The sequence below is a fragment of the Streptomyces sp. NPDC052016 genome (genome assembly GCF_044548445.1).
Taxonomy (GTDB): domain Bacteria; phylum Actinomycetota; class Actinomycetes; order Streptomycetales; family Streptomycetaceae; genus Streptomyces.
Genome location: NZ_JBIUBX010000012.1, coordinates 133021 through 156544, shown reverse-complemented (window position 1 = coordinate 156544; position 23524 = coordinate 133021). Strand labels below are relative to the sequence as shown.

Genomic DNA, 23524 nt, shown 5'->3' with positions numbered 1-23524 from the left:
GGTGCACCGCGTCGAACACGTCATGGGGTTCCCGGTCTCGCTGCGGGTCGACGACGCCGGCGTCACCGGTGCGGCCGGGGACGCCGTGTTCGCGTGGCTGCGCGAGGTCGACGAGCGGTTCAGCCCGTTCAAGCCCGGCAGCGAGGTCTCCCGGTACGGCCGGGGTGAGCTGGCGGCCGATCAGCTCAGCGCCGACCTGGTCGAGGTCCTCGACCTCTGCGAGCGGTACCGGGTCGCGACCGGCGGCGCCTTCGACGCCCGGCTGCCCGGGCGGGGCCTCGACCCCTGCGCGATCGTGAAGGGCTGGTCGGTGCAGCGGGCGGCGGAGCTGCTCAGGGACGCCGGGGCGCGCCGGTTCTGCCTCAACGCCGGGGGCGACGTCGCCGTCGGCGGCGGTCCGTGGCGGGTGGGTGTACGGCACCCCGAGGTCGCCGACAAGCTCTGCACGGTGCTGGAGCTGACCGACGGGGCGGTCGCGACCTCCGCGCGCTACGAGCGCGGCGACCACATCATCGACGGGCGCACGGGGGCTCCTGCGACCGGACTGCTGAGCGTGACCGTCGTCGCCGCGACCCTGACGGAGGCGGATGCCGTCGCGACGGCCGCCTTCGCGATGGGGGCGGACGGGATCGCGTGGGCGGCCGGACGGGCGGGGTGCGAGGTGTACGCCGTGGACGCGGGGCGGCGTGTCCTGCGGACCGCGGGGTTCCCGCCGGCCGTGTCGGGGGCGGGGGCCGCGTGAGCACCGGGGTGGGGGTGCTGTGGGTGGCCGTGTGGGTGCTCGGGTGGAGCGCGGCCGTGGTCGCCTGGACGTACCCTCGCCCCCGCCGCCCCTTCCCGTCCCGCTCCCGGGGCCTGCCGGCCCCGGGCCCCCGCTGCCGGCCCTGAACGGGCCTCCGCCCCGAGCGCCGGACGGGCCGTCGGCTCGGCGGCCGTCCGTCCGGCGGGACGCGGAAGGCGGACCGCCCGTGGAACCGCCGGCCCGCCTCCTTTCGGACGGGAGCCTCCATCGCCGCCTCGCCGCCGAGCCCTCCCGGAAGGCCCGGTGCAGTGTCACGGCACCGATACCGGCGAGGGCCGCGACGCACGGGGCCATGGCGGTGACGCAGTACGGGTGAAAGGCGCCTTCCGCGAGGGCGGACGTCAGGTCGTGGAGGACGGACCAGCCGCCCCGGGGGAGGAGGGCCGCCCGCCGGGCGTCCGTGCGGAAATCGCTTCGACCGGGAGCGGGCGGGCGTGGTCGACTGCGGCCATGAGTCTGAGCAGCGAGGTCTTCCTCGTGCGGGAGGACGGCGAGATCGACATCCTGGCCGGGGAGCGGGACGGCCGGCCCGACGGCATGGACCTCGCCGGGCCGGAGTCGTGGCGGACCTCGGTCTGGGGTTCGCGGTCGATCCGCCGGATCGGGGCGCGGTTCCTCCCGGCCCTGGTCGGCGTTCACCACGGCGATGTGGTCGCCCCCGACGAGATCCCCGCCTTTCTGACCGAAATCGCCCTCGTCCGGGACCACTTGGTGGTCCTCGCCCGGGAGACATGCCCACCCGACCGGACGGCCGAGTACCACGCCGGCCACATCGCGCGACGACTGGACGGCATCGAGGCGAGCGCGCGCTACGCCCGGCGGATCGGCGGAGGGCTTCTGATCTGGTGAACGAGCCCTCGGCCGTCAAAACCCCCGCGACACAAGCGGTCTAGACTCTCCCCGCAACGGCCCGCACCGCATCGGCCCGAACTCATGTGGCCGGAAGCGGGCGGAAATTGCCAGACCCGGAGGGTGTTCGGCGTTTTGATACGGATAGATTCAGTCACCAAGCGGTACCCGGACGGCACCGTGGCGGTCGACCGGCTCTCCCTCGAGATCCCGGACCGTTCGATCACCGTCCTCGTCGGCCCCTCGGGATGCGGCAAGACGACGACCCTGCGCATGATCAACCGGATGGTCGAGCCCAGCGAGGGCAGGATCCTCCTCGACGGCAAGGACATCCAGCAGCAGCCGGTCAACACCCTGCGCCGGTCCATGGGGTACGTCATCCAGAACGCCGGGCTCTTCCAGCACCGTACGATCGTCGACAACATCGCCACCGTGCCCCGGCTGCTCGGCTGGAGCAAGGACCGCTCCCGCGCCAGGGCCCGCGAGTTGATGGAACGCGTCGGTCTCGACGCCTCACTCGCGGGGCGCTACCCCTACCAGCTCTCCGGCGGGCAGCAGCAGCGCGTCGGCGTGGCGCGGGCGCTCGCCGCCGACCCGCCGGTGCTGCTGATGGACGAGCCCTTCTCGGCCGTCGACCCCGTCGTGCGCAAGGGACTGCAGGACGAACTGCTGCGCATTCAGGACGAGTTGGGCAAGACGATCGTCTTCGTCACCCACGACATCGACGAGGCCGTCAAGCTCGGCACGATGGTCGCCGTGCTGCGCACGGGCGGCCGGCTCGCCCAGTTCGCGTCGCCCGCCGAGCTGCTCTCCGACCCCGCCGACGCGTTCGTCGAGGACTTCCTCGGCGCCGACCGCGGCATCCGGCGGCTGTCCTTCTTCTCCTCCGCCGGCCTCGACCTGCTCACCGCGCCCGTCGTCGCGATCGACGCGAGCGCCGAGAAGATCGCCGCCCGTGCGGCGGCCGACGTCCCCTACCTCCTCGTCACCGACGTCGCGGGCAAGCCCCTCGGCTGGGGCGAGCCGCGCGACCTGACCGCCGGGAGCATCGACGCCGGCCGGCTCCTGCCGTACGGGCGGCCCTTCACGGCCGGTACGGACTCGCTGCGGGCCGCGCTCGACTGCGCCGTGCTCTCGCCCACCGGCTGGGCCGTCGCCGTGGACGCCGAGGGACGGGCGGCCGGGGTCGTCTCCCAGCAGGCCATCGCCGAGGCGATCCGCGGCGCCCACGCGGAAGGCCGCACGGACGCCAAGGCCGCCCGATGAACGGCTTCTTCGACATCCCGAGCGACCTCCAGCACAGCTGGCTCGGCCTGATCGGACTGCACCTGCGCGAGGCCCTGCTGCCGGTGCTGGCGGGCCTGCTGCTCGCGCTGCCGCTCGGCCAGCTGTGCGTGCGGCTGCGCTGGCTGTACCCGCCCGTGCTGTGGGTGACGACCGTGCTGTACGCGATCCCCTCGCTGGCCTTCTTCGTCGTGCTGATCGACTACACCGGCCAGACCGAGCTGACCGTGATGATCCCGCTCACCGTCTACAGCCTGGTGGTGCTCGTCCCGGCGATCGTCGACGGTGTGCGCGCGGTGCCCCAGGAGACCCTGGCCGCCGCGACCGCCATGGGCTTCGGACCCGTACGGCGCTACGTCCAGGTGCAGTTGCCGATCGCGGTACCCGCGATCATCGCCGGACTGCGCGTGGCGACCGTGTCGAGCATCTCCCTCGTCAGCGTCGGCACCCTCATCGGCAACCAGGGCGCCCTCGGCAACCTCCTCCACGACGCGACCATCTACAACCGCCCGGAACTCGCGTGGAACGCCGTGATCACCATGGGCGTCCTGGCGATCCTCGCCGACGCCCTCCTGGTCGGCGTACGCGTCCTGCTGACCCCCTGGATGCCGAGCGGCACACGCCGTGAGAGGCCCGAGCCCGCCGCCCTGAAGGACGCAGCCCGGTGAACGTACTCCACTTCGTCAACGCCTTCTTCAGCGACGGCGCCCACTGGCACGGCTACAACGGCATCCCCACCCGGGTGGGGGAGCACGTCCGGTACACCCTGCAGGCGCTCGCCCTGGCCGCCGTCATCGGGCTGCCCGTCGGCCTGGTCACCGGCCACTACGGGCGTGGCGGGAACGTCCTCTCCCTGATCGCCACCGCCGGACGGGCCCTGCCCACCTTCGGCCTGCTGGTGCTGATGACCATGCTGCTCGGATTCGGGATGCTGCCGGTGATGATCCCGCTCGTCGTCCTCGCCGTCCCGCCCATCCTGGTGACGACCTACGAGGCCGTCCGCTCCGTCGACCCTTCCCCGGTGGACGCCGCCCGCGGCATGGGCATGCGCGAGACCGGCATCCTGCTGCGCGTCGAACTGCCCGTCGCCCTGCCGCTGATCCTCGGCGGACTGCGCTCGGCGGCCATCCAGATCGTCTCCACCGCCACCATCGCCGCCTACGTCAGCCTGGGCGGCCTCGGCCGCTACATCGTCGACGGGCTCTACCAGCGCGACTACGAGAAGGTCGTCGGCGGCGCCACCCTGGTCGCCCTCATGGCCCTCGCGACGCTCGCGGTCTTCTGGGCGGTGACCAGGGTGGCCGTGTCGCCGGGGGTGCGCAGGAGCACCTGACGGCGCGTCGGCCGCCCGCCGGTGTGGGGGCCTTGCGGTCACGTCACGCGGAGTGCTTCACGGCGCCCGCCGTCCCGCCCCCGCCGGTGGCGACGCCGCCGCGCGGCTCGGGCGCCCGGAAGGGCGGCGCGTCCGGCTCGCACGATGCTCCCTTCGGCGGCAGGACGCCGTCGGCGAGGTAGCGGCTCACGTGGTCGTTGACACACCGGCTGGGGTTGAGCAGCGCGGTGTGTCCGTAGCCGTGGTGGGTGAGCAGCCGGGCGTCGGCCAGTCTCTCGGACATCGCCTTCGCGTCCTCGTACGGGGTGGACGGGTCGAAGGTGGTGCCGACCAGCAGCACCGGGTGCGCCGTCGGCTTGTTCCACGGTCCGGCGTATCGGTCGGCGGGCGCCGCCGGCCAGGTGGAACACGGCTGCGCGGCCCACGTCCAGTAGCGCGCCGCGTCGCCGGAACGCGCGGCTCCGGCCTCCTCCAGCGCGGCGAAGACGCCGGGATCACGAGGATTGGGACTGTCGCCGCAGATCACGGCGGCCCCCTGCTCCTCGCCCAGGTACGGGACCGGGAGCGGAGGCTTCGCGGCCGGCGCGGCGGGCGCCGCCGGAACGCGCCCCTGCCACAGCTCCTGGAGCCGGCCCGCCAGGTCCGTCCATCCGGGGTGGACGACGTACAGGCCGCTCACCGCGTCCGCCACGGCCCGGGCGTAGGTCCACGCCTCCACCGGACGGGCTTTCAGGCGCCGGATCAGCTCGTCGAACTTGTCCCGGGTGGCCTGTGGGCTGCCGGCCGAGAACGCGCAGCGCGCGACGGGGGCGGCCCCGCACAGGGACAGGAAACGGTCGAGCGTCGCGGCCGCCGAACGGTCCGAACCCAGGCGCAGCATCGTGGGGAGCACGGGCTGCCGTGACCCGTCGTCCGTCCACGCCGACGGGTCGACGTTGCTGTCGAGCACCATGGCACGGAGCTTGTCCGGGAAGAGATTGGCGTAGGTGGCGCCGAGGAACGTGCCGTAGGAGATCCCCATGTACGTGAGGTGCGACTCGCCCACCGACCGGCGGAGCTGCTCGAGGTCGCGGGCGGTGTCGGCCGTCGAGACGTGGCGCAGAAGCTCCGGATCACGCCGTTCACAGGCCCGGCCCAGCTCCCGGTAGGCGTCGATCCACGACTTCCGCTCCCGCTCGCCCACCGGGAACCCGGTCGGACGGCTCGCGGTCCAGGCCCTGGCCTCCGCAGCGTCGGCGAAGCAGTTCACCGCCGTGCTGTTGCCGACCCCGCGCGGGTCCCAGCTGACGATGTCGAAACGCTCCCGCACCTCGCGCGGGAAGAGCTCGTACATCTGCGGCATCTGGACCGACCCGGGTCCGCCGGGGCCGCCGGGATTGAAGAACAGGGTGCCGATGCGACGCCCGGGGTCGGAGGCCTTCCGCCTCACCACGGCCAGTTCGATGCTGCGTCCGCCGGGCTTCGCGTAGTCCAGCGGCACCGTCGCCGTCGCGCAGTCGTACGTCCTGTCCTGGGCGCAGGGCGCCCAGTCCAGCTTCGGCGCGGGCACCGCGGGGGCAGGCCCCCCGCCCGCCGCGGCGCAGGGGGACCCGGTCAGCGCCGTCGAGCAGGTCAGCACCACGGCGGCGACCGCGGCGCCCCTCCTCTGACGGCCGGGGGGACCAGATATTCGCATGCCACGTCCTTTCACGGCCGAGCGCCCGGCGCCGACCGACACCGGACGCCGGCACGCATCCGTGACCACCAGACCGCGTCCGGCCTGGTCCCGCGAGCCGGCCGCACCCGAATGGGCCACACCGGCCCGCCCGGGCCGGGCACCCCGCGGCCTTCCCCGGACCCGGGGCCTGTCGTGCGGATCACGCCGCAGACACGACCCCGGTCCGTCCGCTCAGAGGGAGGCGGGGCGGACGGCGACCGCGTCGACCTCGAACAGCATGCCCGGCAGGGCGAGGGACGCGACTCCGCTCAGGGTCTGCGCGGGGAGCCGTTCGCCGAACCGCGCGTGCAGCGCCTTGCCGAGGGCCGCCAGCTTGCCGGGGTCGTGGTCGACGACGAACGAGCCCAGCCGGACGACGTGCCGCAGGCCGAGACCCACCCCGGCGAGCGCCGACTCCAGCCGGTCGAAAGCGAGTTCCACCTGGGCGGCGAAGTCGCCGGGCACGGGCGCGCCGGAGGCGTCGGAGGCGTACTGCCCGGCGATGAAGACGAGTTCACCGGGGGCGGAGACCGCGTGGCTGTAACCGAAGGGCGTGGGATCGTGCAGGGTCGGCGGATTGGTGATCGTACGCTCGTCGAGGCTCATGCCACGATCAACTCCCGTGCGGATCAGGGCTATTCCCCGTCCGCCGGCCCTCCGGGTCCCCGCGTCACCGCCGCCGATCACGCGCGCGGTCGCTCCTCGCGCCCCGCGTCACCCTTCCGTCCGCGCCAGCGCCTGCTCCAGGACCACCAGCAGCGCGTCCCGCACGGAGCCGCGTTCGCGGGCGTCGAAGACCAGGACCGGGACGCCGTCGGAGACGTCGAGGGCCCAGCGGACCTCGTCCAGGGTGTGCTCGACGTGGCCGTCGAAGGCGTTCACGGCCACCGCGAACGGCATCCGCTTGTGCTCGAAGTAGTCGACGGCGGCGTAGCAGTCGTCGAGGCGGCGGGTGTCGACGATGACGAGCCCGCCGACCGCCCCCTCCACGATGTCGTCCCACATGAACCCGAACCGCTCCTGCCCGGGCGTGCCGAACAGGTACAGCTTCAGGGTCGGGTCGATGGTGATGCAGCCGAAGTCCATCGCGACCGTGGTGGTCGTCTTGCGAGGGGTGTGGCTGAGGTCGTCCACGCCCGCCGCGACCTCGGTGATGGCCGCCTCGGTGGTCAGCGGCTCGATCTCGGAGATCGAGCCGACGGCGGTGGTCTTGCCCACGCCGAAGCCGCCCGCGATCACCAGCTTCACCGGCAGCGGCGGCCGTACGGATGCCTGCCCGGCGGTCTGCCGGACGATCGTTTCAGTCGGAGTCACGGAGTACCCCCCGGGAGTCGGGGATGGCGCGGAGGCCATCGATGAGCCTGCGCAGGACGGACGCGTCGTGGGTGGCGCCGGTGTCGGGCACGTGCACCGACAGCTGCCCCGCCGCACGCAGGTCCTCGGCGAGGACCCGCACCACGTTCAGGTGCAGCCGCAGCCGTGCCGCGATCTCCGCGATCGACTGCGGCACCCGGCAGGCGGCGACGATGTCGTGCTGCTCGAAGGAGAGCCGGTCGAGTGCGTCGATCCCGGCGGTGGTGGCCACCAGCTGGGTCTCGACGGGCATCGTCCGGCCCGACGACGCCGCGTCCGCGCCCGCCACCCGGCCGGCCGTGACCAGGAAGGGCCGGACGGCGGACGCCGGGCCGACCGGTACGGCGCCGTCCTCGCCGGCGCCGCGCGGAGTGCGGCCGTCCGCCATCGGTGGTTCGCTCCCTCTCTGGACCGGCGGTCTCTACGGCGACGGCGGTCAGCGCGACCTGGTGGCGCCGACGCTGTTCTTCAGCTCCAGCACGAGCTGCGGGCTGAGCGCGGCGCCGGCGCGGTTGGCGAAGACGGTCATCTCGTAGGCGATGTTGCCCAGCTTGGCCTCCTTGTCGGTGACCACGCCGAGCACGGCGCCGCTGCCGATCGCGGAGACCAGGACGTGGCCGCCCTCGAGATCGATGATGACCTTGTTCAGGCCGCCCAGACCGTAGTTGCCGGAGGCGCCCGCGGCCAGGCTGGTGATGCCGGAGACGATCGCGGCGAGCCGCTCGGAGTCGGCGTGCTCGCGCAGCTCCGACACGGCGATCAGCAGGCCGTCGGAGGACACCGCGATGGCGTCCACCACTCCCGCGGTCTCGGTGGCGAAACGGTTGAGCAGCCAGGTGAAGTCGGCTGCGGCGGCCCGCAGATCGGTCGGCGTGGCGTCTCCCGGGGGAGTTGCACCTGTCGACGTGCTCACTGCTCGGCTCCTTCCGGAAGGTGGTTCTGGTGGTGCGAGGGATTCCCGTGGTCGTCCCGGTCGTTCCCGTGGTCGTTGCGGTCGTTGCGGTCGTCCGGGTGGTCCCGGTCGCTCCGGTCGTTCGGTTCGCTCCGGTCGTTCGGTTCGTTCCGCTCGGCGGCCCGAGGGGTGGGGGGAAGCGGGTGCTCCCCTGTGCCGCCGCCGGTGTCGCGGTGGGCGCGTTCCACGGCCGCCTCGAACTCCTCCAGCGCGCTGCGCACGGCGTCCGCGTCGGCGGGGCGCGCGGTGTGGCGCGCGGCCTGCCGCGCGGCCGCCTCGGCGGTGGTCCGCAGGGTGGCCCCCCGGACCCGGCGCCTGAGCGGCCGTGCCCCGCCGCTCGAGTCGGCACCGCCGGCGGGAGGTGCGACGGCGCCGGCGGCGCCGGGGAGCGCGGTGCGGCGGGCCGGGAAGCCGGTCCGCGCGGTGTCCGTCCCGGCGCGGGCCGTGGGCGCGGGCCGGCCGGTGCGCGCCTCGCTGTCGCGGGCGCTGTCGGCGGGCGGGGCGGGGGCGTCCCTGCCATGGGCGTGAGCGGCGGAATCGCCGGTGGCGCCGGGGCCGGGGGCGGCCGACGTCGCGGGGCCGGCCCCGGTCTTCCCGGCGCCCTCGGCGGGGTGTGCGGGGGCACCGGCCTCCGGCGCCGCCGGGTGCGCCCCAAGGCCGTCGGAGTCGGAGTCGGCGTCGTCGTCGGTGCCGTGGACGTGGGCCGTGGGCTCGGCCGTGTCCGTGCGGGTAACGGCGCGGGGCCGTCCGGGCTCACCCGCGTCCGCCTCGGTACGGGCGTGGGCCGCCTCCGCCTCGGCGCCGACCGCCTCCGCCTCGTCGCGGCCGTGTGCCCGGTCCGGCTCGGGCCGTGTCCCCTCGGCGTCGGTCGACGCGCGCCGGGGGACCCGGCGGGGGAGCGGGCCCGGTTCCTGCGCGTCCGCCTCCTCGGGCGGTACGGAGACCGACGGGGACGGGCCGGCCGAGGAGGAGGCGGAGGCGGGCAGCGCGGCCCGCGCCGCCGGGGACGGGACAGCGCCGGGGGCCGACGCGGTCACGCCCGTCGCCCCGGTCCCGGGCAGCCCCGTCCCGCTCGGCGTCAGCAGCAGCGCGGACGGGATCGACACCTCCGCCGTCACACCGCCCCCGGGCGTGCGGGAGAGGGTGACGTCGACGTCCCAGCGGCGGGCGAGCGCGCCGACCACGAACAGGCCGAGCACCTTCGTCGGGACGAGGTCGAGACGTTCGCGGCGGACCAGACGGGCGTTCTCCTCGCCGAGGCGCTCGGCGCTCATGCCCAGGCCGTGGTCGGCGATGGTGATCGTCGCTCCGTCGTCGTCGGAGTCGACCCCCACCTCGACCGGGCTGCCTTCGGGCGAGAACGACACGGCGTTCTCCAGGAGTTCGGCGAGCATCAGCGTCAGGTCGCCGATGATGTCGGGCTCCACCATGATCTCGGTGCCGGCGTGCAGCCGTACCCGCTGGTAGCCCTCGATCTGGCCGAGCGCGGCGCGCACCACGTTCGTCAGCGCCGTCGGACCGGCGTCCAGGACGGTCTCGCGGATGCCGGCCAGCAGCATCAGGCTGTCGGCGTTGCGGCGCAGACGGACCGCGATGTGGTCGATGGAGTAGAGGCGTTCGAGCAGTGCGGGGTCGGTCTCGCCGCGTTCCACGGAGTCGATCAGTGCGAGCTGGCGGGTGGTCAGGTTGCTGACCCGGCGTCCCACGTTGCCGAACATCTCGGCGACGTTGCGCCGGCTGAGCACCTGGCGCTCCAGCAGCGCGGCCGCGGTGGTCTGGACGTTGTTGAAGGCCTCGGCGAGCTCGCCGATCTCGTCGTCCGCGGTGACCGGCAGTTCGCGCAGCCGCGGCGGCCCGCTCTCCTCGGCGTCGTCGTCCGCGACCCGGGCGAGCTCGCGCCCGGCGACGTCGGCGACCTCCTGCGCGGCGCCGGTCAGGGCCAGCACCGGGCGGACCACGGAGCGGCGCACCAGCACCACGAGGACGATCCAGACGAGGAAGCCGAACAGGGCCAGGCTCAGCAGCAGGCCCGCGCGCCACTCCGCGTCGGACGCGGCGGCGTCGGCCCGGTCGGCGATCTGGTCGATGAGGGAGGCGGTGATCCGCAGCCGCGTCTCGGCCTGCTGGTTGTAGTGGTGGTAGGAGGCGAGCGCCTGTTGCAGCGCCGTGCGGATCTCCGCGGTGGAGTCGGCCTGCAAGGCGCTGGGGTCCACGGCGAGTTCGGCGTAGTTCTGGCCGATGGTGGCCATGGCGGAGTTGTGCTCGATGCCACTGAACTCGTCGGTCTGCGCCTCGGTCGCGAACCGGGAGAAGCGCTCGGCCTGGTAGACGTACAGCCGGTGGGAGCCGACCGCGCCCGTGAACTCGATGAGGGCGTTGCTGTCGCCGGTCCTCGCGGAGAAGACCCCGGTCTCGAAGGCGCCGTGGGCCGCGTCGGCGCGCAGCAGCGAGTCGAGCAGGTTGCCGGTGAAGGTGGTGGCGAGCGCGGAGTTGCGGTCGAGGCCGAGTCCGTCGATGAGACCGTCGGCGGCGCCCGAGTACGCAGGGTCGATGTTGTCGGCGGGCAGGTAGCCCTGCTCGACGGTGTCCCGCAGACCGGCGAGGCCCTCGACCTCCCGCAGCGCCTGCGCCGCACCGGCCGGCAGCCGGTCGCCGAAGGTCTCGCGCACCTTCTGGACGTGGCTGTCGACGTCGAGCTGGGCCACCCGGTACGCGGACGTGGAGGGAGTGCCGCCGTCGAAGGACGCCTCGTGCCGCACGGAGAGGAGGATGGCCTGCTGGTGTTCGGCCTGCACCGCGGCGACCAGCTCGGCGACGTCGGTACTGTCCCGCACCAGCTGGGCGGCGGCCTCGGCGCGGTTGGACTCCTGCACCAGGTCGACGATGAGGTACGTCAGCAGCAGGGCGATCACCATCAGCGGAACGCCGACGATGACGTTGAGCTTGCGCTGGAAGGGCCACCGGTCGGCGAAGCGCCGCAGGCCCCGGCGGACGGACGAGCCGGTCGAGGGTGCCGGGCGGGCGGGCGCGTCCACCGTTTTCGTGGACACCGGGCCTCCTTCGTGGGCGTCTTGCAGGCGTACGCGCCGTGTGACCGACGTCAACTGCCGTGACGATATCGCTTCTGTGTGCGGCCAAGGGCGTCGCCCCAAGTCAAGAATCCATTACGAAGCGAAGCCTGATCAGAACACAACTGGCCACGAATAGAAGCCAATCGGTAACCCAGCGACACTTGACTGACCGAGAAGAGGGTGGATTGGATCAGTCCAGGGCGTTCGGACTCGGCGCCTCCTCATCCTTCTCCTCCTTCCTCATCGACCTCCAGAGCCCGGAACGGGAACCGTGACTTCCAACGCCCACAGCAGCAGGTCCCTCAGGAACCACCCCGGTGCGGCGGCCCTCGCGCTGGCCGCGATGACGGCCCTGCTGGCGGGATGTTCCTCCTCCGACGACGCCTCCGACCCGCTCTCCGAGGGCAAGGCGGACGGCAGCACCGTCGTCGTCGGCTCCAACAACTTCGCCGAGAGCATCCTGCTCGCCGACATCTACGGCGAGGCCCTCAAGGCCAAGGGCATCAAGGTGTCCTACAAGCCGAACATCGGCAGCCGCGAGACCACGTACGGCCTGCTCAAGAACGGCTCCATCACCGTGCTGCCGGAGTACAACGGCTCGCTGCTGGCCTACCTCGACCCGAAGGCCGAGCAGAAGTCGCTCGAGGCGGTCAACGCGGCCGTGAAGGCCAAGCTCGACTCCAAGCTGACGCTGCTGGAGTCCTCGCCCGCCGAGGACAAGGACTCCGTCACCGTCAACCAGGAGACCGCGAAGAAGTACGACCTCACGGCGGAGTCCACGCTCGCCGACCTCAAGGACGTCGCCCCGGAACTGGTCCTCGGCGGTTCGCCCGAGTTCCAGACGCGCCACCAGGGCATGGTCGGCCTGGAGGAGGTGTACGGCCTGAAGTTCAAGTCCTTCAAGGCCCTCGACGCCGGCGGCCCGCTGACCCAGGCCGCGCTGAAGAAGAACACCGTGCAGGCCGCGGACATCTTCACGACGGACCCGACCATCACCAAGGAGAAGTTCGTCGTCCTCCAGGACCCGCAGAACCTCTTCGGCTTCGCCAACGTGACGCCGCTGGTCTACAAGAGCGGACTCCCCCAGGAGGGCGTCGACGCGCTCAACGCCGTCTCCGCCAAGCTCGACACCAAGACCCTGCTGGACCTCGACTCCCAGGTGCAGCTGGAGAGCAAGGACCCGCTGGACGTCGCCAAGGCGTGGCTGAAGTCGGTCGGTCTGGACTGACGTCCGCACGGTGGACCCGACAGCACCCGGACCGGCCCCGCCGCCTCCCGCCCCGGAGGCCACCCGGGTCGTCCTGAACGGCACCTCCCTCACCGTCGGCGAGCTGATCGCGCTCGCCGACGGTGCGGCCGTGCCCGCCGTGGCCCCCGAGGCCCGCGAGCGGGCCGTACGGTCCTGGCGCACCGCCCAGCGGCTGGCCGCCGCCGGCCGGCTCTACGGCCGCGGCACCGGTGTCGGCGCCCACCGCGCGGTCACCGTCGACGCCGACGACGAGACCGCGCACGGTCTGCGGCTCCTGCGCAGCCACGCAGGCGGCGCGGGCGCCCTCCTGCCCGCCCGCCAGATCCGCGCGATGCTCGCGATCCGCGTCAACCAGCTCCTCGCCGGCGGCTCCGGCATCCAGCCCGCCTTCGTCGACGCCCTCATCGAGGCCCTCCGCCTGGGCGTCCACCCCGCCGTGAACGAGTACGGCGGCATCGGCACGGGCGACCTGACGGCCCTCGCCCAGACCGGCCTCACCCTGATCGGCGAACGCCCCTGGCTGGACAGCGAGGTGACCACCCGGCGGCGACGCGAGCCCGGCGCCCACCCGGACGGCGCGGACGCTCTCCTGGACGGCCGGTCCACCGCCGGTCTGTACGACTGGCTGGACAACCGGCGGGCCGGCGACCGGGGCACGGATCCGGACGGCCGGCCCGCCGCGGGCGCCGTCGGCGGCGGCCGTGGCGGACCGGGGGCCGGATCGCGGACCAGGCCCGACCTCGGCGTCCAGGTCGGTGAACACCCCCGGGTGGTCGACGGGCCGGCGTCGCGGGCGGACGACGGGCGGAGCGGCGCCCCGAGCCGCCGGTCGGGCGGTGGCGGGCCCGCCACCGGACCGGCCCGCGGCGCGGAGGGCCGGCGCGGCGCCCCGGCGCCGACGTCCGCCGGCGTCCCGTCCGACCGCCTCCCCGCGCCCGTCACGCTCCGCCCCGGCGACGCCCTCGCCCTCCTCAGCAGCAACGCCCTCGCCCTCGCCCAGGCCGCGCTCGGCCGGCACGCGCTCGACGTCCTGCTGCGGGCCACGCACGCCGTGGCCGCGCTCTCGCTCGCCGCGGTCTCCGGCTCGCCGGAGGCGTACGCCGCGCCCGTGCACGCCCTGCGCCCCTACCCCGGCGCGGCCCGCGCGGCCGGCGAGGTGCGGCGGCTGCTCGGGCTGCCCGACCGGCCGTCCGGCCCCGGCCGCCGTATCCAGGATCCCTACGGCTTCCGCGCCTTCCCCCAGGTCCACGGCTGCGCCCTCGACGCCGCCGAGAGGCTGCGCGAGGTCGTCGAGGTGGAGATCAACTGCCCCTCGGAGAATCCGCTGGTCGCCCCTGACGGCACGGGGGCCTACCACCACGGCGGGTTCTTCGCCGCGCCGCTCGGCCTCGCCCTGGAGGCCGCGAACCTCGCCCTGCTGCAGACCGCTCAGCTCTCCACCGCCCGCCTGACCGCGCTCGGCGACCCGGGGCTGACCGGCCTGACCCCGTTCCTCGCGGCGGGCCCCGCGAGCAGTTCGGGCACGATGATCCTGGAGTACACCGCCCACTCCGCCCTGGCCGAGGTGCGTGCGTGCGCGGCGCCCGCCTCCACCGGGCACGCCGTCCTCTCGCGCGGCCTGGAGGAGGCCGCCAGCTTCGCCGGCCAGGCCGCCCGCCAGACCCTGCGCGCGACGGACGCCTACGCCACCGTCCTGGCCTGTGAACTCGTCACCGCCGTCAGGGCGTTGCGCATGCACCCGGCGCGGCCGCGGACCGCCGTTCTCACCGTGGCGGACGCCGCCCTCCCCGACGGTGTCGACGACCGCCCGCTGACGCAGGACGTGCGGGCGGCCGCCGAACTGCTGCCGACGCTCGCGGAGTTGTGAGCGCCGAGGCCGGCTCAGTAGCCGACGTGGAACGTGGCGTCCTGCCGGTCGGTCGCCGTCGCGACCGGGTCGACGCGCAGGACGTAGTCGGCGTGCCGGAGGTAGCGGGTCGGGTTGTTGTACGACCGGAACGACGACCAGCTGGCGTCCGCCAGCCCCGCCGTACGGTGGAAGGTCGCGTCCGCCGCGAACGTCGAGGTGCCGTCGTTGACGTCCAGCCGGACTTCGTAGTTGTAGTGGCGCAGGTAGCGGGTCGGGTGGTTGACCGACTGGAAGGAGACGCCCGAGCCGTCGGCCAGGCCCGGGACCAGCTTCCACTGCGCGTCGGTGTAGAGGTCGAAGGGGTAGGTGTCGATCCTGGCGACGTAGTTGGCGTGGCGGACGTAGCGCCCCGGGTAGTTGTACGACTTGAGCCGGTTCCAGGCCGGCGCCCCCCACCTGGCGACCAGGTTGTCGTACACCGTCGAGGTGATCGGCTGGATGCCGCAGTGCTTGGAGTTGACCGGCTGGGTGTACAGGCGCTGGTCGAGCGCGGTCCAGGTGCCGGCCGCGAGGTCGGTGCTCTGCCAGGCGTAGAAGACGCCGTTGGGGGTGTAGGTGTCCCCCCAGAGGTACCAGGTCCCGGACGTCAAAGACTTCACCACCGTCGGCGCCTCGGTGCCGCCGTGCGCGACGCCGGTGCTGAAGGGGGTGAAGCTCCCCGGGGCGAGGGTGGTGGATTTCGCGCCGACCAGGGTCTGGTCCTTCTTGAAGTAGAGGTAGTTGACCCCGTTGACGCCCACCGTCAGATTGCCGTCGATCACGTCGTAGCCGGGGTCGAAGAAGACCTGCGGGGCGGAGACGGTGACGAAGTCGGTGGTGTAGTTCACCATGATCACGTTGTGCCCGCTGGAGTTGACCGACGAGTAGAGGATCCCGTACTGGCCGCGTCCCGCGTCCCAGAACGCCTCCGGCGCCCAGCTGTGGGTGGTCATGTCGTGCAGCTTGAGCCGGTGGTAGCCGGTGAAGGTGCGCAGGTCGGCCGAGTTCCAGACGTGGATGTACTGGCTGTTGTAGCTCCAGTCGGTGCCCTTGAGGTCGGTGGCGAGGACGACGAAGGTGCCGTCCTGCTTGCGCAGGATGAACGGGTCGCGCAGGCCGCCGGCCCCTTCGGTGGGCGTGACCACCGGGTTGTTCTGGTTCAGCGGCATCCAGCGCAGCCCGTCCGTGCTGACGGCGAGGTGGAGGCCGTAGTCGGTGCCGAGGCCGAGGCTGGTCGACTCGGTGAAGTAGGCCATCACGTACGCCGAGTCGGCCGCGTGGGCGGCCGGGGTGCCCAGGGTCAGGGCCAGGGGGACGGAGGCTGCCGCGCCGAGGAAGAGGCGGCGGGACGGGTCGGGGGTCATGTGCTCTCCACGGGGTGCGGGCCGTTGGGCGCATGGCGGTGTGGGGAGGCGTCCGGGATGTCGATATCTCGAACGCGGTTCGATGAATCGGTCAGAAGGTAGGGGCACGAGGGGAACAGGTCAATCACCGGGACACGCTTGGCGGTTTTCCGCCTGCGGCCCGCGCGCGGCCCGGAAGAAACTGCGGCGACCCGCCTGGCGGGGAGGCTCTAGTCTCGGCGGCCGTGAACAGAAGACGGCAGAAGAAACTGACGAGGCGTCTCGTCGCGGCGGCGATGTTCGGTGAGGGCCGGGACGTCGACGCGCTGCTGCGCGCCGGCGCCGACCCGGGGAAGGCCGACACCGACGGCCACACCCCGCTGTACGCGGCCTGCGTGAACGGCGCCGCCGACACCGCCCGCCGCCTCCTCGCGGCGGGCGCCCCGCCCGACGCGGAGAGCGGCGGCCTCGGCTCGGAGGGCACCCCCCTGTGCGCGGCCGCCTGCTGGGGCCACACCGAAACCGTCCGCACCCTCCTCGCCCACGGCGCCGACCCCGACCTCCGCGAGGACCACGGCACCGGGAGGACGCCGCTGGAGTGGGCCGACGCGGGACCGCACCCGGAGACGGCCGCCGTGCTGCGCGCCGCGGGAGCCCGCTGACGGCACCGTCAGGAAGCGACCTGCGCGATCAGCCGGTCGATCAGCGCGATCAGCACGTCCCGGCACGACTCCCGCTCCCGCGCGTCGCACAGCAGCACCGGCACGTCCGCCGGCAGCGCCAGCGACTCCCGGACCGCCTCGGCCGGATAGGGGTGCTGTCCGTGGAAGCCGTTGACCCCGACCACGAACGGGATGCCCCGGCGCTCGAAGAAGTCGATCGCGGCGAAACTGGACTCCGGCCGGCGCACGTCGACCAGCACCACCGCCCCGAGGGCCCCGACGGCCAGGTCGTTCCACATGAACCAGAACCGCTGCTGGCCGGGGGCGCCGAAGAGGTACAGGACCAGGTCGTCACCGATGGTGATGCGCCCGAAGTCGAGGGCCACGGTGGTGGACCGCTTCTCCTCGATGCCCTTCAAGTCGTCGACGTCCAGCCCGGCGACGGTCAGCGGCTCCTCCGTGCGCAGCGGCGCGATCTCGCTGACCGCGCCGACCATGGTGGTCTTGCCGACGCCGAAACCGCCGGCGACGAGGATCTTCACCGTGTCGGGCGCCGCGACCGTCGCGGCGGTGGGGTCAGATCCGGCCAAGGCCGTCCCTCACTTTCTGCAGCAGCTCCAAATCCGGGGTACCGGTGACGGGACGCGGCGGCCGGGCCGTGATCAGGCCCGCCTCCAGCAGATCGCAGAGCATGATGACGGCCACGCTCACCGGCAGGTCCAGACAGGCCGCGACCTCCGCCACCGCGAGCGGCCGGGCGCACAGCCGCAGGATCCTCATGTGCTCCGGCTGCGGCCGCGTGGCCCGCTCGGGCGGCGGGTCCACCGCGGTCACCGTCGTGATGAGCGTGAAGTCGGAGCGGCTGGGCCGGGTCCGCCCCCCGGTGAGAGTGAACGGCCGGACGAGCCGGCCCGCTTCGTCGCCCGCGCCCACCTCACCCGCCGAGGGTGCGCGGGGCGGGACCGACACCGGTCCGCGGCGCCGCGCTGAGGTGCTCGCCGATCTTCTTCACCAGCATGTTCATCTGGTACGCCACCACGCCGACGTCCGCCTTCGAGCCGGCCAGCACCACGAGGTGGGCTCCCGGGCCGGCCGAGGTGAGGATCAGGTAGCTGTTGGCCATCTCGATGAGCGCCTGGCGCACCGGCCCGCCGCGGAAGTCCATGCTGACGCCCTTGCTGAGGCTCATCAGGCCGGAGGCGGTCGCCGCCAGCCGCTCGGCGTCCTCGCGCAGGAAGCCGAGGGACTTGCTGACCACCAGCCCGTCCTCGGAGAGCACGACGGCCTGGTTCACGTCGGCGACCCGGTCCACGAGGCCGGAGAGCAACTGGTCGAGCTGGGTGTTCGTGGCGGGGACGGAGTGTGTCATGGCGGTGTCCTTCATGAGCGGTCGGCGGGCGGTGTCGAGGTCGGGGTGGTGCCCGCGGCGGTGACCGGCGGGCCGGGGGCCGGCGGGGCGGCCGCGTCCTCCGGGCCGGACGGCGGCGCTTCGGCGTCGTCGCGTGCCCGGAGCGTGCCGCGTTGGAAGCCGGCGAGGGAGGAGGCCGCGCGCTCCGCGGTGAAGTCGTCGGGGAAGCCGTCGTCCTCGGCGGTTCCGGGGGCTTCGCGCAACTCGTCGGCGAGGCTGGTCTGCGGGACCCGGCGGGGCAGCGGGGCGAGGCCGCCGGGCCGGGCGGCTCCCGCCGGGGTCCGGGCCGCCGTCGCGCCTGCCGTCGTGCCCGCTGCCTCGTCCGCCGTCGCGTCGCCGGGCCGGACACCCGCACCGCGCCCGTCGGCCGCGGCGCCCGGCCCGTCCGGGGCGGGAACGGACGCGTCGGCCGCGGTCACGGGCTCGTCCGGGGCGGGGGCGGACACGTGGGCGGCGGAGGCCGACGGTGGACCCGCGGACGCCGACGAGGGGTCCGCCGGAAACGGGGCCTCGTCGGTGATCGTCGAGGTGTGCGCCGGGTGCGACGTACCGCCCGTGGCGGTCGACGGGTCGGGCGCCGGGGCGGAGGGGCGCCGTACGGGGAGGGGCCCGTGCGGTTCCGGGCCGGTCCTGCCGTGTTCCACGTCCGGGGTGTCCTGCGCCGCGCCGGTGCCGCCCCGCGTCGGGCCGGACGCCTCCCACGTCCTGCCAGGCGCCTCCCGCTCCGCCCCGGACGCGGCCCGTCCGGCCAACGCGCGGTCCGCTCCCGGCGCGGGCGACGCTGAGGTCCCCGGCGCGCGGGGGACCCCGGCCACCGGGGACTCGGAGCCGGGTGTCTCGCGGACCACGATGTCGTGCGGGACGAGCACGATCGCGGTGGTCCCGCCGTACGGCGAGGGGCGCAGGGTCACGGCGATGCCGTGCCGGGTGGCCAGCCGGGCGATCACGAACATGCCCAGCCGCAGGTCGTCGGCGAGTGCCACCACGTCGAACTGCGGGGGCACCGCCAACTGCGCGTTGAACGAGGCGTAGTCCTCCTCGGACAGACCGAGGCCGCGGTCCTCGACCTCGATCGCCAGGCCCTTGGCCACCAGCGTGGCCCGCACCCACACCGGGCTCGGCGCCGGCGAGTAGGAGGTCGCGTTGTCGATGAGCTCGGCCAGCAGGTGGATCACGTCCGCCACCGCGGGCGGCGCGATGGACACCTCCTCCTCGGTGTGCACCTCCACCCGCTGGTACTCGGCGACCTCGCCGACCGCGCTGCGCAGGATGTCGACCAGCGCGACCGGCTGCGACCAGCTGCGGCCGGGCCGGCCGCCGCTGATGATGACGAGGTTCTCCTCGTAGCGGCGCAACTGGCTCGCCGTGGAGTCCAGTTCGTACAGGCCCTCGAGCACCTCGGGGTCCTGGTGCCGGCGCTCCAGCGCGTCGAGCTTGCTGAGCTGGAGGTTGACCAGGTTCTGGCTCTGCCGGGCGATGCCCAGGATGATCTTCTGGAAGCCGCGGCGGGTGTCGGCGAGTTCGACGGCGGTGTGCACGGCGGTGCGCTGCGCCGTGTTGAACGCCTCGGCCACCTGCCCGAGTTCGTCGCCGCCGTAGTCCAGCGGCGGAGTCGCCGAGTCCACGTCGACAGTCTCTCCCCGGTCGAGCCGCGCCACCACCTCCGGGAGCCGCTCGTGCGCCAGACTCAGCGTCGCCACCCGCAGGCCGCGCAGCCGCCGGGACAGCGAGCGGGTGATCCGCCAGGACATCCCGACGCACAGCAGCAGCGCCACGAGCCCTCCGGCGCTCAGCGCGCCGGCCTTGATCAGCAGCCCGCGCGCCTCGTCCGCGCTGCGCTGGAGCAGCTCCGCGGTCTGCTGCCGGATCAGCGCCGAGTACTGGTCGGAAACCTCGACGAGCGCGGCCCGCCACTCCCTCTGGACGTCGGGCAGCCGTACGTCGCCGTTCTCGCCCCGGTCCGTCCGCGCCGCGAGCACCTTGTCCTCGACGGACTCGAGGGTCTGCCATGCCCTGCTCCGCAGAATCCTTTCGGTCTGCGTCTTCGTCGAGTCGGTGAGCGAGGGGACGATCTGGTCCTTCACGAGCCAGCGGCGCGCGTCGACCGTCTCCGCGAACGTGACCCACTCCTTCTGGTCCATCCGCCGCGCGGGCCCGGCGAGCGTGAGGTACATGTCCTCCTCGGAGACCAGCTCGGCCGCGTGCTCGAGGGCGACGAGCGGGCCGGCCTGGGAGGTCAGGTCGCCGTCGTCGACCTGTGACAGCTCGTGGAAGGCGTGGATCTGGTCGTCGATGATCGAGGTGTAGTGGTCCAGGGCCTGCGCGGCGGTGATGTCGGTGGGGTCGTCCACCTGACCCCGGTAGTACTCCAGGCTGCCCACGGAGGCGACCACCGAGTACATCCGTTCGCGGACGCGGGCGGGCGCCTGCTGGATGTCGTCCGCCCGTGCGACCAGCTTGGCGACCGCCGCGTCCGTCTTCTCGCGCTGCGCCTCCAACGGGGCCCGGGAGCCGTCCGGCGTGGCCAGCCACACGGCCGAAAGGCTGCGCTCCCGCTGCAGGGCGAGCGTCGCCTCGGTGCCCATGGCACCGGTCGAGCGGCTCAGTTCGGTCTGCGCGCGCAGCCGTAGCCCCTCCGAGAACATCTGGATCGTCGTCACACTCCACATGGCGGTGAGGGTGACGCCGGGCACCAGCGCCAGGAGGATCAGGGAGAGACGTATGGAGCCGAGACGGCGGCGCCGGGCATCTGTCCGTGGAGACATGGTCGTCCTAGGGGGGCGTTCGGCGGGGAGCGGGGGCGGAGGATCGGGAGGCCGGGACTGCCGGGGAGCGCCGGGGAGCACGGGGAGCGAGGAGGTCCGGCACCGGCGTGAAGCGCCCGGTCAGCGGGTTCCGTCGGCGGCGAAGCGGGCGACCTCGGCGACGTTGGTCTTCGTGACGAAGGCCGGGCCCGTCAGGACGGGGGCCACCCCGCCGCCGCTGACGTTGCCGTTGGTCCGGTGCAGCCAGAGCGCGTCCACGGCGAGGTAGCCCTGGAGGTACGGCTGCTGGTCGACGGCGAACTGCACTCTGCCGTCGCCGACGGCGTCGACCAGGTCCTTGTTGAGGTCGAAGGTGGCGACCTCGGCCCTGCTGCCCGCCTTCCCGGCCGCCTTCACCGAGGCGAGCGCGTACTGCGCGCCGTTGGCGACGACCTCGTCGATGCCGGGTTCCTGCCGCAGACGGGCCGTCACGGCGGCGGTCATCGCCTCCATGTCGGTGCCGTCGACGTAAAGCATCTCGGTCTCACCGGCGAAGGCCTTCTTCACGCCCGCGCAGCGCGCCTCGAGGGCGACGTTGCCCCGCTCGTGGATGACGCACAGGGCGTGCTGGGCGCCGAGGGCGTCGAGTTTGTCGCCGACGGCGCGGCCCGCGACGCTCTCGTCCTGGCCGAAGTACTCCAGCAGTCCCGCGGACCGCCAGGCGTCGATGCCGGAGTTGAGGCCGACCACGGGTATGCCGGCCGCCTGGGCCTCGGCCACCGGGCCCCTCATCGCCTGCGGCTTGGCGAGGGTCACCGCGAGGCCGTCCACCTTGTCGCGGATCGCGTCCCGCACCAGCTCGGCCTGTCCGGCGGCGTCGGCGTCGCTCGCGTAGGTGAGGTCGACACCGTCCTTGGCGGCGGCCGCCTCGGCGCCCTTGCGGACCAGTTCCCAGAAGGCGTCGCCCTCCCCGCCGTGGGTGACCAGGGCGACCTTCAACCGGGCGCCCGAACGCCCCGCCGCCTCCGCGTCGTCCGCGCCGGACGACGCGGCGCCGGAGCAGCCCGCCAGGAGGAGGCAGCAGACGGCGGCGAGGGCGGCCAGGCGCGTCGGTCCGGGGGAGCCGGGCGAAGGGGGAGCGGGGAGGGGGGCGTTCATGGGGAGGCTGCACCTCGCTGTGCGGCAGAGCAGGGGAGGGGGCGAGCGCCGCCGGAGCGTCGGGGTGTGCGCCGGCGAGAAGCTTCGGCTCGGAGCCAACCGTGTGTGACCGCTGGCAGTCAAGTGAACAACCACAGGGGTGAGGTGTTGCTGCCGCATTGTGATGCGGAACGGACCGACCTGGCCACGAGACCCGCACCCAGCAAGGCGAATTGAGTGGTCGTCAACGCATCCGGAAGGCACGCTCGGTTGGCCCTGTGCCGCACCGGGCGGAGGGGCAGGACGCCCGCCGGCTCCCGCGTGTCCGCCTCCGGGTGCGCTGTGCGGCCCTCCGGCGGGCCGGTCGGCCGGTCCCTGGGCAGGGCGAGCACGAGCGGGTCGTCGTCGGTGTACCCAGCGGTGTCCCTGTCCGTGGGCTGCGGCGCGCAAGCGCCGGGGCCGGGTACGCCCGCTCCTGCGCGGATCGCCCCGGCCCCGTCGCCGCATCCGGCCGGCGGAGGTCACGTCAGCCGTGCGGCCCTGCCTCAGGCGGGCTCTCCCGCCGCGGCCGGCGGCAGCGACTCCGCGGCGGACCGCGTCTCCTCGCGCCGCCGTCGGCGGCTGCGGCGCGGCTCCTGGTCCGGGAGCCAGCCGAAGGCGAGGCAACTGCCCACGACGCCGAGGAGCAGCCCGACGAGGAAGCCGCCGAGGTTCGAGGTGAGCCAGGTGCCCAGGGAGAGCAGCACACCGATGATCGAGTAGAAGAGGCGCTGGGACGGGTTGAACAGGATCAGCAGCCCGATCAGCACCATCAGGGTCGGCAGGAGGTAACCGGCCAGCCCTTGCATACCGATGTGCAGGATGACCGGCAGGGGTGCCTTCATGGTCACGAGGATCTCCGCGCCGCCCAGGGCGAGCAGCAGCCCGCCCGGGAAGGGGCGGCGCCCTCTCCACCGCCGGAAGCGGTTCACTGCGGGCAACCCTTGCCGCCGAACCTCATGTGCAGGTCGGGCAGCTTGAAAACGGCCGCGGTGGCGGCGTAGTTGTGCTGGTACAGGTCGGTGATGACGACCTTGTCCGCCTGCTGGCCGTAGACGCCCGGCAGGCCGCGGGTGTCGACCTTGTCGAACGTGCTGGCGTCGCGGCCGATCTCGATGTTGTTGAACGCGGCGTTGCCGGTGATCTCGTCGGAGTCGATGGCCAGGTTCTCCACCCCCACCTTGGTGCCCTTGTCGCCGGCGGTGAGGACGAGCTGGATACCGCCGAGGTCGACGCTCTGGCAGAGGTTGGTGAGCTTGCCCGACTTCACCACCGAGGTGACGACCAGGACCTGACCGCCGGTGTCGCCCTGGTTGGGGCTGTCCTCGATCATGTGGTCCAGCGAGCCGAACTGCGCGAAGCCCTCGCCTTCGAGCTTGTCGGCGGTGACCACGAACGGCATTCCGGAGATCGCGAACTGCACGCCCAGCGCTCCCTGGGCGGTGAGGACCGCGAGTCCGGCGGCGACGAGCGTCGCGGGCACCGCCATCACGGCGGCGCGGCGCAGCCGGACCCGGCCGCGTCTTTCTGCTGAACCGCTTTCCGTGTTCTCGGGGATGTTGTCGGCGGACGGCGAGACGTCCGGGGACGAGGCCATGTCTGCTCCCAGGGGCATAGTCATGCGATGTGGGCTTCAGCGGCACGTTGTCCTGGCGCGGACAGCGACTGTCGCGCACGCCTCCTCGCGACTCCCGGAAATCGCAAGGGCTTTCTC

22 protein-coding genes are annotated in these 23524 nt (G+C 73.4%); 8 read left to right on the top strand and 14 right to left on the bottom strand.

Features of this window, described 5'->3' with window-relative positions; genetic code table 11:
• Nucleotides 1-22: 22 nt before the first annotated feature.
• From ACIHAR_RS17125 to ACIHAR_RS17105, 5 genes are all read left to right on the top strand, one after another.
• Entirely contained in the window at nt 23-742 is a 720-nt protein-coding gene (locus ACIHAR_RS17125) for an FAD:protein FMN transferase (RefSeq protein WP_400020104.1), read from the top strand.
• A 510-nt stretch (nt 743-1252) separates the two neighbouring features.
• Complete coding sequence (locus ACIHAR_RS17120) at nt 1253-1651, top strand: hypothetical protein (protein WP_400020102.1); 399 nt, start codon at nt 1253-1255, stop codon at nt 1649-1651.
• A gap of 135 nt (nt 1652-1786) precedes the next feature.
• On the top strand, nt 1787-2917 hold the full coding sequence (locus ACIHAR_RS17115; protein ID WP_365463349.1) for an ABC transporter ATP-binding protein: 1131 nt from the start codon (nt 1787-1789) through the stop codon (nt 2915-2917).
• On the top strand, nt 2914-3603 hold the full coding sequence (locus ACIHAR_RS17110; RefSeq protein WP_365463280.1) for an ABC transporter permease subunit: 690 nt from the start codon (nt 2914-2916) through the stop codon (nt 3601-3603). The genes ACIHAR_RS17115 and ACIHAR_RS17110 overlap by 4 nt, the downstream gene beginning before the upstream one ends.
• Nucleotides 3600-4268: an ABC transporter permease gene (locus ACIHAR_RS17105; RefSeq protein WP_365463283.1), complete on the top strand. Its 669-nt coding sequence runs from the start codon at nt 3600-3602 to the stop codon at nt 4266-4268. The genes ACIHAR_RS17110 and ACIHAR_RS17105 overlap by 4 nt, the downstream gene beginning before the upstream one ends.
• A 43-nt stretch (nt 4269-4311) precedes the next feature.
• Here ACIHAR_RS17105 and ACIHAR_RS17100 read toward each other — a convergent pair whose 3' ends face one another.
• The 6 genes from ACIHAR_RS17100 to ACIHAR_RS17075 form a co-directional block, all read right to left on the bottom strand.
• Nucleotides 4312-5943: an alpha/beta hydrolase gene (locus ACIHAR_RS17100; RefSeq protein ID WP_400020099.1), complete on the bottom strand. Its 1632-nt coding sequence runs from the start codon at nt 5941-5943 to the stop codon at nt 4312-4314.
• 213 nt (nt 5944-6156) lie between these two features.
• Nucleotides 6157-6570: a RidA family protein gene (locus ACIHAR_RS17095; protein ID WP_388748564.1), complete on the bottom strand. Its 414-nt coding sequence runs from the start codon at nt 6568-6570 to the stop codon at nt 6157-6159.
• A gap of 108 nt (nt 6571-6678) precedes the next feature.
• Nucleotides 6679-7278: an ATP/GTP-binding protein gene (locus tag ACIHAR_RS17090; protein WP_365463292.1), complete on the bottom strand. Its 600-nt coding sequence runs from the start codon at nt 7276-7278 to the stop codon at nt 6679-6681.
• Nucleotides 7265-7705: a DUF742 domain-containing protein gene (locus ACIHAR_RS17085; protein WP_365463295.1), complete on the bottom strand. Its 441-nt coding sequence runs from the start codon at nt 7703-7705 to the stop codon at nt 7265-7267. The genes ACIHAR_RS17090 and ACIHAR_RS17085 overlap by 14 nt, the downstream gene beginning before the upstream one ends.
• Nucleotides 7706-7753: 48 nt before the next feature.
• Nucleotides 7754-8230 (bottom strand): roadblock/LC7 domain-containing protein, encoded by a 477-nt coding sequence (locus ACIHAR_RS17080; RefSeq protein ID WP_365463298.1) that lies wholly within the window; start codon nt 8228-8230, stop codon nt 7754-7756.
• Complete coding sequence (locus ACIHAR_RS17075) at nt 8227-11319, bottom strand: ATP-binding protein (protein ID WP_400020096.1); 3093 nt, start codon at nt 11317-11319, stop codon at nt 8227-8229. The genes ACIHAR_RS17080 and ACIHAR_RS17075 overlap by 4 nt, the downstream gene beginning before the upstream one ends.
• Nucleotides 11320-11611: 292 nt before the next feature.
• Here ACIHAR_RS17075 and ACIHAR_RS17070 point away from each other — a divergent pair, with 292 nt between their 5' ends.
• Complete coding sequence (locus ACIHAR_RS17070; protein ID WP_365463304.1) at nt 11612-12568, top strand: ABC transporter substrate-binding protein; 957 nt, start codon at nt 11612-11614, stop codon at nt 12566-12568.
• 10 nt (nt 12569-12578) lie between these two features.
• Nucleotides 12579-14456, top strand: coding sequence for an aromatic amino acid ammonia-lyase (locus tag ACIHAR_RS17065; RefSeq protein ID WP_400020093.1), 1878 nt, complete (start codon nt 12579-12581; stop codon nt 14454-14456).
• Nucleotides 14457-14470: 14 nt separating this feature from the next.
• Here the strand turns inward: ACIHAR_RS17065 and ACIHAR_RS17060 are convergent, their stop codons facing one another.
• On the bottom strand, nt 14471-15841 hold the full coding sequence (locus tag ACIHAR_RS17060) for an AbfB domain-containing protein (RefSeq protein ID WP_400020091.1): 1371 nt from the start codon (nt 15839-15841) through the stop codon (nt 14471-14473).
• A 224-nt stretch (nt 15842-16065) separates the two neighbouring features.
• Between ACIHAR_RS17060 and ACIHAR_RS17055 the strand changes: the two genes are divergently transcribed.
• Complete coding sequence (locus tag ACIHAR_RS17055; RefSeq protein WP_400020089.1) at nt 16066-16482, top strand: ankyrin repeat domain-containing protein; 417 nt, start codon at nt 16066-16068, stop codon at nt 16480-16482.
• Between the two features lie 8 nt (nt 16483-16490).
• Here the strand turns inward: ACIHAR_RS17055 and ACIHAR_RS17050 are convergent, their stop codons facing one another.
• The 7 genes from ACIHAR_RS17050 to ACIHAR_RS17020 form a co-directional block, all read right to left on the bottom strand.
• Nucleotides 16491-17072, bottom strand: a complete 582-nt coding sequence (locus ACIHAR_RS17050) for an ATP/GTP-binding protein (protein WP_365463316.1) — start codon at nt 17070-17072, stop codon at nt 16491-16493.
• Entirely contained in the window at nt 17059-17415 is a 357-nt protein-coding gene (locus ACIHAR_RS17045) for a DUF742 domain-containing protein (RefSeq protein ID WP_400020086.1), read from the bottom strand. Before ACIHAR_RS17045 ends, ACIHAR_RS17050 begins: the two co-directional genes overlap by 14 nt.
• A gap of 1 nt (nt 17416) precedes the next feature.
• Nucleotides 17417-17851 carry a roadblock/LC7 domain-containing protein gene (locus ACIHAR_RS17040; RefSeq protein WP_400020084.1) on the bottom strand — a complete coding sequence of 145 codons (435 nt, stop codon included), beginning with the start codon at nt 17849-17851 and terminating at the stop codon, nt 17417-17419.
• 11 nt (nt 17852-17862) lie between these two features.
• Nucleotides 17863-20655 (bottom strand): nitrate- and nitrite sensing domain-containing protein, encoded by a 2793-nt coding sequence (locus ACIHAR_RS17035; protein WP_400020082.1) that lies wholly within the window; start codon nt 20653-20655, stop codon nt 17863-17865.
• Between the two features lie 120 nt (nt 20656-20775).
• Nucleotides 20776-21792 (bottom strand): substrate-binding domain-containing protein, encoded by a 1017-nt coding sequence (locus ACIHAR_RS17030; RefSeq protein WP_365463328.1) that lies wholly within the window; start codon nt 21790-21792, stop codon nt 20776-20778.
• A gap of 524 nt (nt 21793-22316) precedes the next feature.
• Complete coding sequence (locus tag ACIHAR_RS17025; RefSeq protein WP_365463331.1) at nt 22317-22742, bottom strand: DUF6114 domain-containing protein; 426 nt, start codon at nt 22740-22742, stop codon at nt 22317-22319.
• The gene (locus ACIHAR_RS17020; protein WP_365463334.1) at nt 22739-23407 is read right to left on the bottom strand and encodes a DUF6230 family protein; all 669 of its coding nucleotides are present in this window, start codon (nt 23405-23407) and stop codon (nt 22739-22741) included. The genes ACIHAR_RS17025 and ACIHAR_RS17020 overlap by 4 nt, the downstream gene beginning before the upstream one ends.
• Nucleotides 23408-23524 lie beyond the last annotated feature (117 nt).

Coding starts and splice junctions, on each gene's coding strand:
- ACIHAR_RS17125 (WP_400020104.1), top strand. CDS start 23: ATGGGGTTCCCGGTCTCGCTGCGGGTCGACGACGCCGGCGTCACCGGT.
- ACIHAR_RS17120 (WP_400020102.1), top strand. CDS start 1,253: ATGAGTCTGAGCAGCGAGGTCTTCCTCGTGCGGGAGGACGGCGAGATC.
- ACIHAR_RS17110 (WP_365463280.1), top strand. CDS start 2,914: ATGAACGGCTTCTTCGACATCCCGAGCGACCTCCAGCACAGCTGGCTC.
- ACIHAR_RS17100 (WP_400020099.1), bottom strand. CDS start 5,943: ATGCGAATATCTGGTCCCCCCGGCCGTCAGAGGAGGGGCGCCGCGGTC.
- ACIHAR_RS17095 (WP_388748564.1), bottom strand. CDS start 6,570: ATGAGCCTCGACGAGCGTACGATCACCAATCCGCCGACCCTGCACGAT.
- ACIHAR_RS17085 (WP_365463295.1), bottom strand. CDS start 7,705: ATGGCGGACGGCCGCACTCCGCGCGGCGCCGGCGAGGACGGCGCCGTA.
- ACIHAR_RS17060 (WP_400020091.1), bottom strand. CDS start 15,841: ATGACCCCCGACCCGTCCCGCCGCCTCTTCCTCGGCGCGGCAGCCTCC.
- ACIHAR_RS17040 (WP_400020084.1), bottom strand. CDS start 17,851: ATGACACACTCCGTCCCCGCCACGAACACCCAGCTCGACCAGTTGCTC.
- ACIHAR_RS17035 (WP_400020082.1), bottom strand. CDS start 20,655: ATGTCTCCACGGACAGATGCCCGGCGCCGCCGTCTCGGCTCCATACGT.
- ACIHAR_RS17030 (WP_365463328.1), bottom strand. CDS start 21,792: ATGAACGCCCCCCTCCCCGCTCCCCCTTCGCCCGGCTCCCCCGGACCG.
- ACIHAR_RS17020 (WP_365463334.1), bottom strand. CDS start 23,407: ATGGCCTCGTCCCCGGACGTCTCGCCGTCCGCCGACAACATCCCCGAG.